Raw genomic sequence first — 15569 nt, forward strand, 5'->3', positions numbered from 1 at the left:
TGAACAGGCTGTTACTCAACAACATTGAAAATAGAAGGAGAATCATGAAACTCAAGCACCTCATTTTGGCAGTATTTGTCTTATGGATAACCCCGGTTTATGCCGATACCATTTCTCTACGCGCTGATGAATGGTGTCCTTACAACTGTAGTCCGGAAAGTGCCAAGCCAGGATTCATGATTGAAATTGCCAAAGCCATTTTTACCGGGGCGGGACATCAACTGGATTATCAGATTCAACCCTGGGCAAGAGCCATTGAAGACACTCGCGGTGGAAAATTCAACGGAATTATAGGTGCCTCCAGAGGAGATGCTGAAGACTTTATTTTTCCTGAAAATGAGCAGGGAAGCCAGACTATGTCGTTTTTCGTCAAAAAAGGCGATTCATGGACATACAGCAATCTTGATTCCCTGAAAAATCGGGTCCTCGGTGTCATCAAGGATTATGCCTACAGCGATGAACTGGATCAATACATTGAAGCCAATGCAAAAAACTCCAAGGCTGTGCAGGTCGCATCTGGCGAAAACGCCCTGGAAATCAACGTCAAAAAAATTCTGGGAGGCCGGATTCAGGTCATCCTGGAAGATCCAAACGTAATTGCTGAATATCTCGAAAACAGCAATCAACAGGGAGCCCTGGAGGTAGCTGGTTCACTGGACAAGGACAATCTGTATATTGCCTTTGGTCCCCAAAATCCAAAATCAGCGCAATATGCCAAATTGTTGTCTGACGGAATGAACAGCCTGAGAAAATCAGGAGAACTGAAAAAAATCTTAAGCAAATATGGCATAAAAGATTGGAAATAATGAAAGCCGGGAGAAAATGATGAGAGGATTGGTTGTTAAAATCGGGGTTGGTGTGGCCGTATTGATTTGTATCATCCTGCTACTTTCCGCCGCCCTGAAGATTTATTTATTCTCTCTCAATGTGAATGAAAAATCCATGATCCAGTTGACAGCACAAGAACAACAATCTCGTCTGCAACTGGACAAGGAAGAAAAAGCACTTCAGAGCAAAATCACTCAGACTGTGAATATTCTATCCACGATTCTGGTGGATTCTGTTTATGATTACGCGTCAGAACGAACTGTCAAACTGATCGTGCCCTTTCTGGATGATGACATATTGATGGTGTATGTGCTGAATGATCAGGAGGCCCTTTTCGCAGGCATGGAACGTTCGACGGATGGCACCATGAAAGAACTTTCAGGCCTGGAACAATTATCTGGAGACGCATACACAACCTCAGTGTTGAAACATGATGAGGAATCCATAGGAAATGTGGTTGTGCGCTATTCCAGAGATCGAATCACCGCACTCAAGAAGATCATTGAACAGGAAAGCCTTAAAACCCGGAAAAAAATGCTGGAGGAAAAACAACATGATATCTGGCAGAATATCACGCAGTATTCAATTGAAGGAATCTCTGTTTTTGTTGTGTTGCTGGTGTCCATTTGGTGGTTGACCGTGCGGGTGGTCATTCTGCCAGTCAGGCACTTACAACGACAAGTCCATGAAATGGCCTCCGGTAATCTGAATTTTCAGTTTGATTATCAGACAAACGATGAACTGGGCGATTTAGCACAGTCGCTCGAACAAATGCGTGAAGTGATTCAGCATCGCATCACCAGAACGTTAATGGAGTCCTCTCAGGAACTCTCCCGGGTATCCGGAAATCTGGGTGAGGCCTCCTCAAGTCTGGTTGATGAATCGAAATTCCTTCACCAAAAAAATGATGCGATCATGGGTTCCATCACACAAATCACCCAACAGATTGGAGGTGTGGCGGCGGCAACAGAACAAGCATCCCAAAATATCCGTGAACTCAACAGAACCATTCAGACCTTGAGTGCCAACATTCAACAGGTGGAAAACTCTTCCGGACACATGGATCAGTATATTCAGAACAGTGTTCATCATGTTCAACAGATTTCAAGCGACCTTCAACAAGGCTCCAGGACCGTTTCAGGACTGTCTGAAAAAATGGAAAACATTTACGAAAACACAAACACCATCGTTAAAGTTTCCAATCAGGCGGCCAGGGAGGGAACTCAGGCCTTGGAAGTGACCTATTCGCTGACGGAACGGGCAGGCAACATTTCAAATATTACCCGAATGCTGGAAGACATTGCCGCACAAACAAGCATGTTATCACTGAATGCATCCATTGAAGCGGCAAAAGCTGGCAATGCCGGGCAGGGATTTTCGGTGGTGGCCGCAAGTATCAGACAACTTGCCTCTCAGGCCAGTCAATCCAATGAACAGATTGTCGCAGAAATCGGACAGATTCACCAACTCATCATCACCACACAATCAACCGTGAAAAATGTGAATGATCGTTTGGTTGATCTTGTGAAACATAACAAAGACGTAGCAGAGTTAATTCTACATGAAAATCAGAACATTCATGAGTTTTCTGACCGAATGCGTCATATCATGGAATCCAGCCATGCCATGGTGGATAGTGTGGAAATGGTGAGAAAAGAACTTCTGACAGTCAACGATTCGATCGGACATATCGCTGAGGAAGCTCGTTATTCTTCAGCTAATCTGGATGAAACGACAAGCGGACTGATTGAAATTGCGCAATCCTCTGGTCAGATGCGTCAATCTTCCAACAATGTGAGCCAGACCATTCAAGGGGTTGTGACCGCAATTCAGCAAATCAGCGACATGGCCGAAGGCACCAGAAAACAAGCCACAGAAGTCATACGCATTTCAGAACAACTCGATACGTCGCTGGCCTTCTTCCATCGATCCTGATTCAGGAACATCCCAAAAGTGAAATTTGGCTTGGTCGCATTTTCGGCCATGTGTAAAAAAAACGGTCTTTGATTTACCACTTGTTTGGGTTTTGTCCGGTAGGGGCAGACCTGTGCGGTCTGCTTCCCTTTTTTACTTTGTGTTCTTCGTGTACTTCATGGCTAAAAAAGTATCTGCACAGCTCGAAAAATTTCACGTCTTATCCAGTTTGAAGGCACCATCCCAGTTGGATGGGGTGACGGTATTCTCCCATTGAAAGCTTGTAGAAACGTTGTTGAGCGTGGTGGCAACTCCGGAGAGTGCCTCTGCGTTTTGTTTTAACTGGTTAATTCCTTTATTGATTTCAACAATGGCTGTTTGAATTTTCTGGACATTGTTATTGACCGCTTTGATACTGGTAGACAACTCCGCGTTAGAATGGGCAATTTCTTTGACTCCCGTAGAACCTTCTGAAACATTGCGAGATACGTCACGTGACGCAATAGAAGCTTCAGCGGTGGAACGTGTGATTTCCTTGACTGCCGTGTCCGCATTCTTGACATTGAGAACGGTTTCATTGGCAGTGACTACGATGGATTCAACATTCAATCTGGTTTGCTCTGAGGCCGTACTTTGTTCTCCAACGGATTGAGCAATGGCAAGACTGATGTCAGCGACCTTTGCGATGATCTCGGAAATCGTCTGAGTGCTGGTTAACGATTCGTCCGTATATTTTTGAATTTCTTCAATTTCTTTTGCTATTTCGTTGCTGGCATCGGCTGTTTGATGGGCCAGTTCCTTCACTTCAGCAGCGACTACCGCAAAACCCTTACCTGATTCACCTGCACTTGCGGCCTCGATGGTCGCATTGAGCGCCAGCATGTTGGTCTGTGACGCGATATTATTGATCAGTTGAACAAATCCGCCGATTTTTTTGGAAATTGTTCCTAACTGGTGCATGGCCTTGAGTGTGATCTGAATTCCTTTGTTGGCATTCGAGGAAATGTTCATGGCGTCATTCGTTTTATTGGAAATATCAGCCAAGGCTCCGGATAATTTTTCAATTGTAGCTGCGACTGCGTTAATATCATTGGCAATTTTATCAATGTTAATCGTTACGCTGGACATATTGGTGGAAGATTGCTCGGCAGAACTGGCAATTGTTTGCATATTAATACTGAGTTCGGCTCCCGAAGAACTCACGGCCAGGATATTTGCGGCAGCCTGTTCGGTGGCGGCAGCCACAGTATCCATATTGGAGTTAATCTGTTCTGACGCAGATGCGGTCATTGTCACCTGATTTTCAATAGTCCCGATATTGTTCGCCATTTGAGCGGTAAAATTGGCCAGTTCCTGAGAGGTACTCAACACATTCCTTGCATTATTCTGTAAATATCCAAGCACTTTGGACATTTTCGACAGGGTGAGTTCATAGTCTCTGGCCATCATACCAATCTCATCCTGACGGGAAAGATCCTCTGACGGAAGATGATACTTGAGATTGTTTTCGCCCAATTTATGTAATCCTTGTGACACGCGAAAGATAGGACGTGTGATGGATTCTGCCACAAGAAATAAAATGAAGGCCAGAATCAAGGCAACCACGATTGTGGCGATAATCATGATATTCCGTACATTTTTATAAACACGTTGATAACTTTGGACATCCTGTGCAAACACGATAACTCCAATTTGACGTTGGCTGTAATCGGAAACAGGAAAGGCAAAGTACACATGGTGATCACTTTGAAACGGTTGTGATAACCCCTGACTTCCTTCTTCCAGAAGAGCAAGGGATGTCTGATTCTCAAACAGCTTTTTATCGGTTGAGGTGACATAAACGAATCGGTTTTCCAGTGCCGGGTTGTTCAATGTTTCCTGAAGCTTTGTCGCAATATCTGTCAGTTCATAGTTCATAAACACGGCCAATCCATCCCCTTCCGTTTTGGTGATTTTTTCAAGAATGGGATTAAATTGCGAAAACACTTCTACCGATCCCAAATGTTTGCCATTGGGACTTGTTACAGGAACGATTCCCCGAATGACAAAACCGCCTCGGCCCACTTCAATTCCGATAATTCTGGGTTGTGTCTGCCGGTTAATATTCACCACGGTATGGCGAAAGGATGAAAGATCATCCGAAATATCTTCACCATTGTTCGTTTGCTTTTTTTGCCACACCCGCAACAGACTGCGATTATTGGGCAGATGAAAATGAAGGTAAAAATCTTTCTCTCCTGTATGAGATCTGAAGCCGTCTAATAAGGGATTAAAAAATTCACGAAGTTTTTCTCTGGCCTGTTGTGTCCGTGAATCATGGGGATCGTCAATATTTCCGGAAAGCGCTTGTTGATAGGCCTCAATCACTACCGGGAAGCGACTGAACATGGCCGCCTGGGCCAAGCTGTTTTGCGCTGAACTCCGCAAGGTGTTTTCAATAGCTGTTTTCATTTTTATTGCTTCTGTTTGCATGCGCCCTGATTGCATGGTTGAGATTGTGTTGGTAAAGAAAAAATAAGCCGACAAAATCACAATCAGAATGGTGAGTAATACAGGAACAATAATTTTATTTTTTAAGTTTATACGTAGCATCAGATTGCTCTTTGGCGTTGTTAACGGAAACATCTCAATGTGAGCGTAGTAAAAAGACCAGAACGTCAAATTTTCAAGACTAATTGAGCGTGATGGTTTTTTTACTATCCGGATTGGTTACGGAGTTTCTTCAGGAACAGTCACACAGGCATTATCCACAGCCGCCGCTTGCCGCTTTCTTCTTTTGAAGCTTTACCTTGTGAACTGGTGAATGGTCCGCATGTTCTGAGTGTGGCAGTTCAGGAAATGCGGCAGAGACGCGTTCATCTACGGCACGTGTGAATTGATAGCGCAACGGTTCATTCCCCTTATCATGGATGGCCACACGACGGGCAATCGTTGTCTCGACCTGATACACGTCAAGCCAATGATTGATTCCGCCTTCCAGAATATACAGATTCAATAGCCCATGGGCTTTAAGCAGTTTCCAGGCTTGTGTCGCGCGTTGTTCTTCATTGGAAATTAAAATAATGACAGTGTTTCCGGGATGAGGCGCCAGAGATTTGGCAAAGGATGAATTTTCCAACTGAGCAAGCGATACCAGCCTGGATTCTGACAGATGAAACAGATTGAAATCACTTTCATTGCGAACATCCAGCAGTTTCAGATAGATGGATGTTTCATGCATGAGATTCAGCACTTCAGCAGGCGGAACGTACACCTCACGATTGGATAATTTCAGTATTTCCTGTTCCTGAATCAGGCTCCATTTATCTTGTAGCGTGGGTTGTCCTTTGACTGAGATCAACACAGCGACAGCGATCAGTCCTGCGGATAATATCAATTTTACCCGGTTTCGGGGCATCAGTGATATTTTAGCCAAGGGGATCTTTCCGCCAAAAAACTTTTCACTGATTTCAGCTCCATAAAAGGCGGCCAACGCAATCAGAATCAGTCCCAGCAGTACGATTCCAGCATCAATCCCGAACAAGTCCGCAAGGGTGAAGCGTCCCATGTCGGTGGAGCGCCAGAAAGTGTCAAAAAAACCCACACTTTCACTAAACAGAAAGACGCCGAAGAGTACTCCGAGGACAAAAAACAGTCCGTCAATTTTCAGGGTAGACATGGCCACCACAGAGGTGCCCGGACAGAAACCGCCAATGACAAAGCCCACACCCATGACCAGACCACCTACAATTCCGGGAACCATGTAGGTCGGATTGACCCAAACCCGGTCGAAATCCAGAAATCCGAGGGAGGTGGCCGTAAAAATCAGGGTTGCGGTCACAATGATTCCGGTGAACATGACTTTCAGCACAGTCATGTCTTTAAGATAGAATTGCCCGGCAAGTTTTCGGGAATCGCCAAACCCGGACATTTCCAGAACAGCCCCGAACCCCAGGCCGATCAGCAGTGCGACAACATAGGAACCGGATACGCCCCAAAGTTCAACAAGATCAAACGGTGCCATAACAAACTCCTTTCATTCATGGACTCCTCAGGTCCAAAGTTTTCTGACAAACCAGGCAACCACATATCCGCCGGCAAAGACACACAGCATAAAAACCCAACTCCCAACAGACAAAACCGCACCTCCGCTAAGAGCCTGTCCTGAGGTACAGCCACGGGCAAACCGTGCGCCAAAGCCCATGATGGTGCCACCGGTAAAAGCCATGATCAGACGGGTACGATTCGTGATTTGCGGCCCTTTCTGAATTTCCACCTTCAGTCGTCGATGCACCCAACCAGAGAGCAATCCGCCCAGAAAAGTCCCGGCAAGCATGAATACGCCTGTATTGGCTAACGGGTTTCTGTCTCCACCAGCCCATTGGGCCATATAGGCGACACGATCCACATGATTGCTGGCCACCAGATCAAGCATGGCCACCTGTAGTTGGTTGATCGCACCTGAAGCACCCAGTCCATTGCCGGTAATGTAGAAAGCGAGGAATAAAACGACCCCCAGCAGAGTTCCTCCCAGATAGGGATTGATATAAGGTTTTTTAATGACAGTCACAGCATTCATAAGATCTCCCATTGAAAGTTATTAATCCACATCCACCTTATCAAAGCCGCCGATCATGGCCTTGATATTGGAAGTAACAGTGTGTCCAGTGGTTGTCAAATACACATGGAGTATGACAAAAGAGAAGAACAGCCAGGAACAAAGGGTGTGAATCGGAGCGACCCAGGTGAGTCCGCCAATAGCCAGAGAAAGTTCAGGCCAGCGTTCAACGCCCCACATGAGCAGTCCCGTGAGTACCTGGGTGGGGAGCAGAATATTCAAGATGACCAGATAGGTGATCTGCTGCAACGGGTTCAGTTTCCGGTCCGGTGTCTTTTGTAGCGGATGAGGTTCACCTTTGAAGATGCCTGACGTGTAATAACGAATCTGCGCCATGGTATCCGTTACGAAACTCTTCATTCGTGGAAAATATTGACGGATTTCCGCACTGGCCAGATGATAAAACAGTGAAAGGAACGCATTGGCAATCATGATAAATGCCAGAATATTGTGGACATATACCGCTCTGTCGATCCCCAAAACTGAAAAATTCCAACTGTAATGAATTTCAAAACCGGTGAACATCAGCAACAAGATACTCAACGCGGATGTCCAGTGCCAGAGACGTTCGTAAAAAGTGTACATGTATACGGTGGAAGTGTTTGTGTGGTGCGGAGGATAACGCTTCCGGGAATAGAAACGGTACCCGCCATGTCCCAATAACACCAGACAGGTTAAAAACAGAAACAGTAATCCAGCCCTGTCAACCAGACGTGATTTTGTTGTACCCAACACATAAAAACCCGAACCACTCAAATTTCTTTGCAGACTCAGACTGCCATCGGTCTTCACGGTCAGTTCCGCCTGTGAGGTGAGGGATTCTGCCATAGGGGGCATGACATTGCCTGGCAGATAGCTTGCCAGCTTGATTTCCCGGTTCAGGCGGGAATCTTCCCCATGGCAGAACCTGCAATCCCGTGCGACTCCTGCTCCACGAACAATGCCGTGGTGAACTTTTCCGACTTCAAGTTTTCCGGTAATTTCGGGATTTTCAAATCCTGAAGCCTGAAGTTGACGTTTCATGAAAAGCATTTTTTCATCCGAATCCAGCCGTAGTTCTTTCAATGTCAATTCTCCGTCCTTGTTTTGATCAAAGGCGGAAAGAATACTGGGGCGATATGTGCCATTTTCCAGAAAAACAGGTTTTAGTTGTTCCGGGGACACGGGTTCCTTCATTGAACCAGAAACCCAAAACCAACGCGTGAATACATTGAACGGTGAAAATTTTTCCTGATTATACCGGATTTAGGGGAGGGGTATTTTCAAACTGAAATATTCAAATTTTTATGAGAATATGTGTGTCTTGCTAACTCACTATTCTTATAAAGGTATTTATGGATATCTCGAATCTGAAAGTATTACCCCGCCCGAATCGTGTAATCTGCTTGGCCATTACTTTAGAAATATACCAAGTCATTATCAAGGACGCATCCTTGTTTAGAGGCTATTTGGATCAACAAATTGCCCAATTTTGTGAACTGTTTCCCCCTGAAATTGTTTCAGGCTACCGTATGAAAGATATGTATCACTCCAGGAAACTTTCTATTACCATCCGACGCATAGAAATCCATGGGACCCATTACACTCTCCGTCCTTCTTTTGTAATGCCCTATCTGACAGGCTATGTGAAGGATATTGAAAACGCGCTTTTTTTGCGTAAATTTGAAGTTCCGTTCTGGGGGTTGAGTTATGTTTTTGGTAAAAATGCCATGTATTGGTACCGGATAGAGCAAACTCTTGGACGCAATAGCCTTGTGGGTACCACGGTTCAGAACGCTGAAAAACTACCGCAAGACATCAGTGCCGACGAAAAGCACACCTGGATTCTCGGAGAAAAAGTCTATATAGCGACTACCGTAGGAAATCATTGTATCCTTGGGGCTTCTGTGGCCTCAAACGCGGATGAAAAGGCTTTGACCGAAGCCTATCAAACGTTCAAAGAAGAAGCTCAACGGATCAAGCCTGAATATTCCCCTCGAAGTGTCAATATCGATGGCTGGCAATCCACGCAGAACGCCTGGAAAACCCTGTTTCCCTTCATTTCTATTATTCTTTGCTTTTTACATGTGTTCATCAAAATTCGAGATCGGGCCAAAAAGAAGTTCAAGAGCCAATTTAACGAAACAGCCGATCAACTATGGGAATGTTACCAGGCTCCCAACAAACGATCCTTCTCTCAAAGAATTCGACGTTTGTGTGAGTGGGCTAAAAAAAATGATCTTCCCCAAGTGATCCTCAAACCACTCGAAAAATTACACAAAAACCTTGACAAATTCAGTAACGCTTATGATTTGCCGGGAGCTCATCGTACCAGCAATATGCTCGATCGCCTCATGCAGAGGATGGATCGTCACTTGTTCTCCACTCAGTATTTCCATGGGAATCTCTCTTCAGCGGAACTCAGTATCCGAGGATGGGCTCTTCTCCATAACTTTACTCCATCCAATCCAAACACCGTTAAACATCATAAAGGTGCACAAAGCCCGGCTGAGCGGCTCAACCAATTCCGTTATCATGATAGTTGGCTCCAAAATCTCTTGATTTCAGCTTCATTGGGAGGTTATCGGAGCCCTCCCCTAAATCCGTTATAATCAGAATTTTTCATCACCAATCGCATCTGACTGAACAAACAGATAGGGGGTATAGCCTTCAATAAATCGGGCATTGAGGGAGGTGCCCCGGCTATTTTCCATGGAACGGTATTCAATCATCGCGGTTCCTGTTTCAGTCAGAACTGTTTGATCCACAGATTGATAAGCAGGTCCCAGCAATTGGGGAACATGACAGGCCTGGCAAGCCAATCTTTCCAAATGCCGCTGTTTGTAGGGAAACTGATCATGCACCACCATAGGATCATGACAGGTTTTACATTGAATGGTCACCAGCTCATGGTTGGGATGCTGCAGACGTTCGGTGGTTGAGATTTGTCGCGGATCATTCCGCAAATGGTTTGGCCCACTGGCGGTTGCGGCCTTAATGTTTCTCGCCTGGACAGGGTTCGTGTGACAATCCACACAAGCAACCTGGCGCTGGAGGTGTATGTCCCAGGGATAATGCCGTGCTGCTTTTCCCCTGATATTCAAATAGGAATCCGCGATTTTCTGGGAGGACAGGATTTCTCCGGTCAATGAAGTCAAGGCGCCGGCAGGTGACTGTTCAAAATCATCTGGAAGTATCAACGGCGTTGTTCCTGAATGATAAATCCCATGACATTGACCACAATGGTTGTTCGTGGGCGATTGTATGGTGATATCCTCCCGAACCAGTGTCCCATCCACTTCCATTCGCACGGTCGCAAGATCAAGTTTTCCGTCTTTCAAATGACAGTTCACACACTCCAGTTGCACGTCTGTATTGAAATGGGAATTATGCTGGTTGATATAGGTTGTATCGTGGCATTGCCCACAGGTCTTGTTGGCTGAAAATTCCGCCTTCGATTCCGTAACAGCTACGCCCTTCAGGTCAAGAACCCTGAATAGCGGATGGATGGGGTTGGTTTGAGCCTGAGCTATTCCCGTGAATAGAACAATGGTCAGGCCAAGAAGGACGCAGAGGTGTCTGAACAGGTTGATGTTCATTGTGCCCTCCTTTCAACAGAAGCCTTCAATTGAAAATTTCGTCCACCGACATCAATCGGATCCTGTTCATAACCTAGCGCATTCCAGTCCATTCTGGAATTTTCACCATGACAGTCATCACAGTTGAGAGCGTTTTCTTTGGGACCGACCATGTGAGATAACGGCCAGTACATGGCAGACTGGGTAAAACCAAATTCACCACTGAACGGAATGCCAGAGGCTTTGGCACCCAGCGTCAGTGCTTTCTGCCAGTCAAAGTCTGACCAATAGCCGCCTTTCCCCGAGGTGGTAGGCGGAAGAAAATAATTGAATTTTTTGTCGTAGGGTTGGATGGCTCGATGAACCTTGAACGGCCAGATTTTGGCATTGGGATCATCAATCCCTCCCAGCGGTTTGTTGATATCTGTCACTGTTTCAGGATTGATAAGATCGCCCAGAAGATAACGGTCCACGTTCATATTGAACCAGTAGTATTCAGGCGTCAGATCCTGCCCATAGATAAATTCGCCCTTGATGCGCAGATAAACGTGGGGGTCATCCTTACGAGAGACATCTCCAGCCTTTGACCAGTCCCAATCTGTTTTTGTGGGAATTTTTTTGGCATACTTGGGGATATGACAGGTCTGGCAAGCCAGAGACGCGATATGGGTATTGATCCGCTTGTCCTGATGCGTGCCCTCGTGGCAAGCGATACAATCCACACCGTTTCTGCTTGTAACCGACACAGAATAGGCGGTTCCGGGAATATTATGATTTTGTGTGCGATGGCAATCCACACATAACAAATCATATTTTCCCATGTGAACATCATCCCGCTCACTGCCGTAAATCAATGTGTCATCCATGTCGCCATGTTTGACGGCCAGTCCGCCTCCGCCGTAAAAATGGCAAGTGCCGCAATTGTCACGCCGGGGATATCCAACCCCCTTGGCGACAGCCTGAAGATCAACGCTGGCATCGGGAAGCCCCGCACCGGCCTTGACATAGCTTCCGGTCCAGTCGTGACAACTCAGACAGTCCACATTTTCTTCACTGGAGAAATCAAAAGATTCGTCTTTCCAGCCGTATCCCGCATGACATTTGGTACAGGATGCCCAGTTGTCGGTAATGCTCAGACAAAAGTTATTCAGCAGATTCTTCTTGCCCACTTTCATGGGTTTGTGATTACCAATGACTTCTTCGTGGGTTCCAACCCATGTCCAATGTGACGTTTTCATGAATTGACGTGCCGATTCAGGATGACACTCCAGACATTTTTTTGTGACAGATTGCGGAGTCTGAAACGGTTCGGTGAAATACGCAGAATGATCCAGATGAGTCCGGACCGGACGTATGAATGAAGAAGTTGCTTTCTGCGTCCCCTGAATTGGATAAAATATGAAGATTGGAATCAACAGGATCACACTTGTTAGAAGGATTCCTGTCGCAATCACCCATTTGGTTTTGTTCTGAGTCATAGCATCTCCTGATTGATATCACAGCACTGTGTTTTTTGTTTCAGCATTCATCAAAGATTATTGAAGAAGACATGAGGCAAGGAAGGTGAGGCTCACCACTGATGGTTGTTCTGATGTGCCCTCATCATTCGTTTACCGTATTAGTAATATGGGCACCTTTCAAAAAGACTGAGTTCAGAATCACTGCTAAAAGCTGAAGGCTGATAACTGAAAACTTACAACTCTTGAGAGAATCAGCACAACCGCGCGTTTATATTTGTGTCAATTGATCTGAAAGCGCTTCATCTTTCGCCAGAGGGTACTTTTATCCATGCCTAATGCCATCGCCGTTTTTCCCCGGTGTCCCTTAAATTTTTTAAGTGTATTTTGAATATGCTGTTTTTCCGCAAAACCAACCGGATTTTCACCGGCAGTGAAGATGGGGGCCGGGGTGTCCAGATCATACCATAGATGCTCAGGAAGACACTCCAGTTGGATCACTTCATGCCGGCACAATACAAATGCGTGTTCCAGGATATTTTCCAGTTCACGAATATTTCCCGGCCAGGAATAATTTTGGAATATTCGCATGACACTGGCTGAAATCCCTTTGATATTTTTATCAAAACGGATTCTGAATTTTTCCATGATGTTTTCCAGCAACAGCGGGAGGTCTTCCAGACGATTTCGTAAAGGAGGCAGTTCTATGCCAATGACATTGAGCCGATAATATAAATCTTCCCTGAAGCGTCCTTTCTCAATTTCCTCAACAAGATTTTTATTGGTAGCGGCAATGATTCTGGCATTCACATGAATGAACTGGGTTGCGCCCACCCTCTCAAATTCTTTGGTTTCGAGCACTCTTAACAATTTCACCTGCACCGCCGGAGAAATATCACCGATTTCATCCAGAAACAGAGTTCCGCCATAAGCCTGTTCAAACTTGCCTGGCTTGGTATAGCTTGCGCCGGTAAACGAGCCTTTTTCATGACCAAAAAGTTCGCTTTCCAGCAAAGATTCAGCATAGGCACTGCAATTGACTGGCATAAAAGGTCCTAATTTTCGTTTGCTTTTCAAATGAATGGCGCGCGCGACGAGTTCTTTGCCTGTTCCGCTTTCACCTGTGATCAGTACCGTGCTGTCTGTCTGAACCACGCTATCCATGAGAACATATATTTTCTGCAGTGATTTGCTGTGTCCGATGATGTTTTCAAATCTGAACCGCTCTTCCAGATGATTGGTAAGATTTTTGATATCACTGATATCCTGAAAAGATTCTACACCGCCAATATGCTCTCCTGAACGACTGAAGAGCGGTGCGGAACTGACCCGAATGGGAATGAGTTGACCGTTTTTCCTGGTGATCAATAATTCATTTCCCATGATAGGCTCCTGTTTGATGATCGAGCATTCCATATGACAACCATTGCGGCAAAGCTGTGACCTGAAAATTTCCCAACAGGGTTTTCCAAGTACTTCCTGAGCGGAATAGCCGGTAATTCTTTCAGCAGAAGGGTTGAAAGCTGTAATCACCCATTTATTATCAATGGTGAATGTTCCATCCAACAGACTGTCAAAAATAGCCTGAAGTCGGCTTTTCTCATCAAACCCTTTTTCACCGGAAATTTGATCCTCCAGAGAACAGGTTTCAGGCAAAGAACTTTGGTAAAATGTAATAACGACTCCAGAACTGGAAGCATCTTTGGATTTGAGAGGAAGGATCGATGCCTGAACAGAAATGATTCCCTCGGCAACGGTTTGGCATTCCAGTTCCAGTTTTGAGAAAGACTGATTGTTCCGGATTGAAGCCATCAAACAGGATTCTGCGGAATTTTGGGTCAGCAACTGATCATACTGCCGGAATAACAGGGAATCTTCCGGAAAACCTGTGATTTGGCGGACTGCGTCATTCATGGCGATAATCTGCAAATTGGAGTCAATCACGAGTAATCCCGTTGTCAAAGGCGTTGTTGACACGAGTGTATCTAACGTATCCATGGTTTTCTCCGTGCACATTTCACAGTATAAATGAGGTCGTTCATAATTGCCCTGACAGGACCAGCGTTGATGTTAAAAAAATCCTTCATCCTCAGTGATGTCAATAGGAATTTCCTGTTTGAAATCTTCAGGAGATGATGCTTTGGCGAGGGGGTGTTCCAGTTTTGTTTCCAGAAAGGGAGATACTGCCCGTCGATACCATTCAATGGCTTTTGCCTCATTCTTCAAGAGGCCATATCCATTTTCATAGATGAGTGCAAGTTTGACCTGAGCTTCCACATACCCTGCTTCAGCCGCCGCGGTGTACCATTGAATCGCTTTTTTAGGGTCTGCTTCAGTTCCACAGCCATATTGATACATGATGCCCAAGTTTGTTTGAGCCTGTGAATGTCCTTGTTCCGCCGCCTTTTCATTCCACTTGAAGGCTTCACGCTCATCTTTCTCCACGCCGCATCCGGCCTGATACATCAATGCCAGGTTGGTTTGCGCCTGGGGATTGCCATTTTCAGCGGCCCTGCGATACCATCGTACAGCTTCACTTTCCTGTGTTTTGACACCCAATCCTTTTTCATACATCATTCCAACTTTGACCTGTGCTGAAGAATAACCCTGCTCCGCGGCTTTTAGATACCACTTGAACGCTTCCGCATAATCCAGGCTCACGCCATCCCCCTGGAAATACATGTCTCCAAGATTACTTTGAGCACGTCGATAGCCCTGATCAGCAGCCTGATGATACCATTTGTGAGCTTGCTGAAAATGACGTCCCACACAGGAACAATGAGCATACATCCATCCCAAATTTGTTTGAGCTTCCAGATCGCCTTTTTTGGCCAACGCCAACATTCCTGTGTAAGCTTTTTGATAATACTCAACGGCCTTGCTTTTATCCTGTGGCACTCCGGTTCCCAGTCGATACATTGCCGCCAGATGATAATACGCAAAGGGATGCTGTTGTTTTTCTGCTTTTTTCAGCCATTCGAGGGCCAGGTTGTAATCCTTTTTGATTGCTTCTCCTCGACGATATTCCCCTCCCAGTGTTGCCTGGTAATAGGGATCGCCGTTTTCTGCCAGTTTCTGGATTTCCATGAGTGGCATTGCATGGAGAACTGCATTTCCGCAAACAAATATCATCATTAACAGCAATATTTTTTTCATGGTGAACTCCAATTGTAGAAAAATGGTTGGTTGATTCACCCTGATTAGATTCTGGATGAC

At 45.5% G+C, this 15569-nt stretch carries 11 protein-coding genes; 3 read left to right on the plus strand and 8 right to left on the minus strand.

Annotated features, from left to right (window positions below; genetic code table 11):
• Positions 1 to 44 precede the first annotated feature (44 nt).
• Positions 45 to 806 (plus strand): transporter substrate-binding domain-containing protein, encoded by a 762-nt coding sequence (locus HQM11_10655; GenBank protein MBF0351482.1) that lies wholly within the window; start codon positions 45 to 47, stop codon positions 804 to 806.
• A 16-nt stretch (positions 807 to 822) separates the two neighbouring features.
• On the plus strand, positions 823 to 2763 hold the full coding sequence (locus tag HQM11_10660) for a methyl-accepting chemotaxis protein (protein ID MBF0351483.1): 1941 nt from the start codon (positions 823 to 825) through the stop codon (positions 2761 to 2763).
• A 192-nt stretch (positions 2764 to 2955) separates the two neighbouring features.
• On the opposite strand, the gene HQM11_10665 is transcribed toward HQM11_10660, so the two are convergent.
• From HQM11_10665 to HQM11_10680, 4 genes are all read right to left on the minus strand, one after another.
• Positions 2956 to 5334 (minus strand): HAMP domain-containing protein, encoded by a 2379-nt coding sequence (locus HQM11_10665; GenBank protein MBF0351484.1) that lies wholly within the window; start codon positions 5332 to 5334, stop codon positions 2956 to 2958.
• Positions 5335 to 5485: 151 nt separating this feature from the next.
• On the minus strand, positions 5486 to 6745 hold the full coding sequence (locus HQM11_10670) for a YeeE/YedE family protein (GenBank protein MBF0351485.1): 1260 nt from the start codon (positions 6743 to 6745) through the stop codon (positions 5486 to 5488).
• 27 nt (positions 6746 to 6772) lie between these two features.
• On the minus strand, positions 6773 to 7312 hold the full coding sequence (locus tag HQM11_10675; GenBank protein MBF0351486.1) for a YeeE/YedE family protein: 540 nt from the start codon (positions 7310 to 7312) through the stop codon (positions 6773 to 6775).
• A 9-nt stretch (positions 7313 to 7321) separates the two neighbouring features.
• A complete protein-coding gene (locus tag HQM11_10680) occupies positions 7322 to 8503 on the minus strand; it encodes a cytochrome b/b6 domain-containing protein (GenBank protein ID MBF0351487.1) in 1182 nt (393 codons plus the stop codon).
• 1154 nt (positions 8504 to 9657) lie between these two features.
• Here HQM11_10680 and HQM11_10685 point away from each other — a divergent pair.
• Positions 9658 to 9930, plus strand: a complete 273-nt coding sequence (locus HQM11_10685) for a hypothetical protein (protein ID MBF0351488.1) — start codon at positions 9658 to 9660, stop codon at positions 9928 to 9930.
• On the opposite strand, the gene HQM11_10690 is transcribed toward HQM11_10685, so the two are convergent.
• From HQM11_10690 to HQM11_10705, 4 genes are all read right to left on the minus strand, one after another.
• Complete coding sequence (locus tag HQM11_10690; GenBank protein MBF0351489.1) at positions 9931 to 10917, minus strand: hypothetical protein; 987 nt, start codon at positions 10915 to 10917, stop codon at positions 9931 to 9933.
• Positions 10914 to 12374: a tetrathionate reductase family octaheme c-type cytochrome gene (locus tag HQM11_10695; GenBank protein ID MBF0351490.1), complete on the minus strand. Its 1461-nt coding sequence runs from the start codon at positions 12372 to 12374 to the stop codon at positions 10914 to 10916. The genes HQM11_10690 and HQM11_10695 overlap by 4 nt, the downstream gene beginning before the upstream one ends.
• A gap of 261 nt (positions 12375 to 12635) precedes the next feature.
• The gene (locus HQM11_10700) at positions 12636 to 14351 is read right to left on the minus strand and encodes a sigma 54-interacting transcriptional regulator (GenBank protein MBF0351491.1); all 1716 of its coding nucleotides are present in this window, start codon (positions 14349 to 14351) and stop codon (positions 12636 to 12638) included.
• A 72-nt stretch (positions 14352 to 14423) separates the two neighbouring features.
• Complete coding sequence (locus tag HQM11_10705) at positions 14424 to 15509, minus strand: SEL1-like repeat protein (GenBank protein ID MBF0351492.1); 1086 nt, start codon at positions 15507 to 15509, stop codon at positions 14424 to 14426.
• Positions 15510 to 15569: the final 60 nt, after the last annotated feature.

Source organism: SAR324 cluster bacterium (genome assembly GCA_015232315.1).
Classification (GTDB): domain Bacteria; phylum SAR324; class SAR324; order SAR324; family NAC60-12; genus JADFZZ01.

Excerpts from the sequence above, each read along its gene's own strand:
- HQM11_10655 (MBF0351482.1), top strand. The coding sequence starts at position 45 with ATGAAACTCAAGCACCTCATTTTGGCAGTATTTGTCTTATGGATAACC.
- HQM11_10660 (MBF0351483.1), top strand. The coding sequence starts at position 823 with ATGATGAGAGGATTGGTTGTTAAAATCGGGGTTGGTGTGGCCGTATTG.
- HQM11_10665 (MBF0351484.1), bottom strand. The coding sequence starts at position 5,334 with ATGCTACGTATAAACTTAAAAAATAAAATTATTGTTCCTGTATTACTC.
- HQM11_10670 (MBF0351485.1), bottom strand. The coding sequence starts at position 6,745 with ATGGCACCGTTTGATCTTGTTGAACTTTGGGGCGTATCCGGTTCCTAT.
- HQM11_10675 (MBF0351486.1), bottom strand. The coding sequence starts at position 7,312 with ATGGGAGATCTTATGAATGCTGTGACTGTCATTAAAAAACCTTATATC.
- HQM11_10685 (MBF0351488.1), top strand. The coding sequence starts at position 9,658 with ATGCTCGATCGCCTCATGCAGAGGATGGATCGTCACTTGTTCTCCACT.
- HQM11_10690 (MBF0351489.1), bottom strand. The coding sequence starts at position 10,917 with ATGAACATCAACCTGTTCAGACACCTCTGCGTCCTTCTTGGCCTGACC.
- HQM11_10695 (MBF0351490.1), bottom strand. The coding sequence starts at position 12,374 with ATGACTCAGAACAAAACCAAATGGGTGATTGCGACAGGAATCCTTCTA.
- HQM11_10700 (MBF0351491.1), bottom strand. The coding sequence starts at position 14,351 with ATGGATACGTTAGATACACTCGTGTCAACAACGCCTTTGACAACGGGA.
- HQM11_10705 (MBF0351492.1), bottom strand. The coding sequence starts at position 15,509 with ATGAAAAAAATATTGCTGTTAATGATGATATTTGTTTGCGGAAATGCA.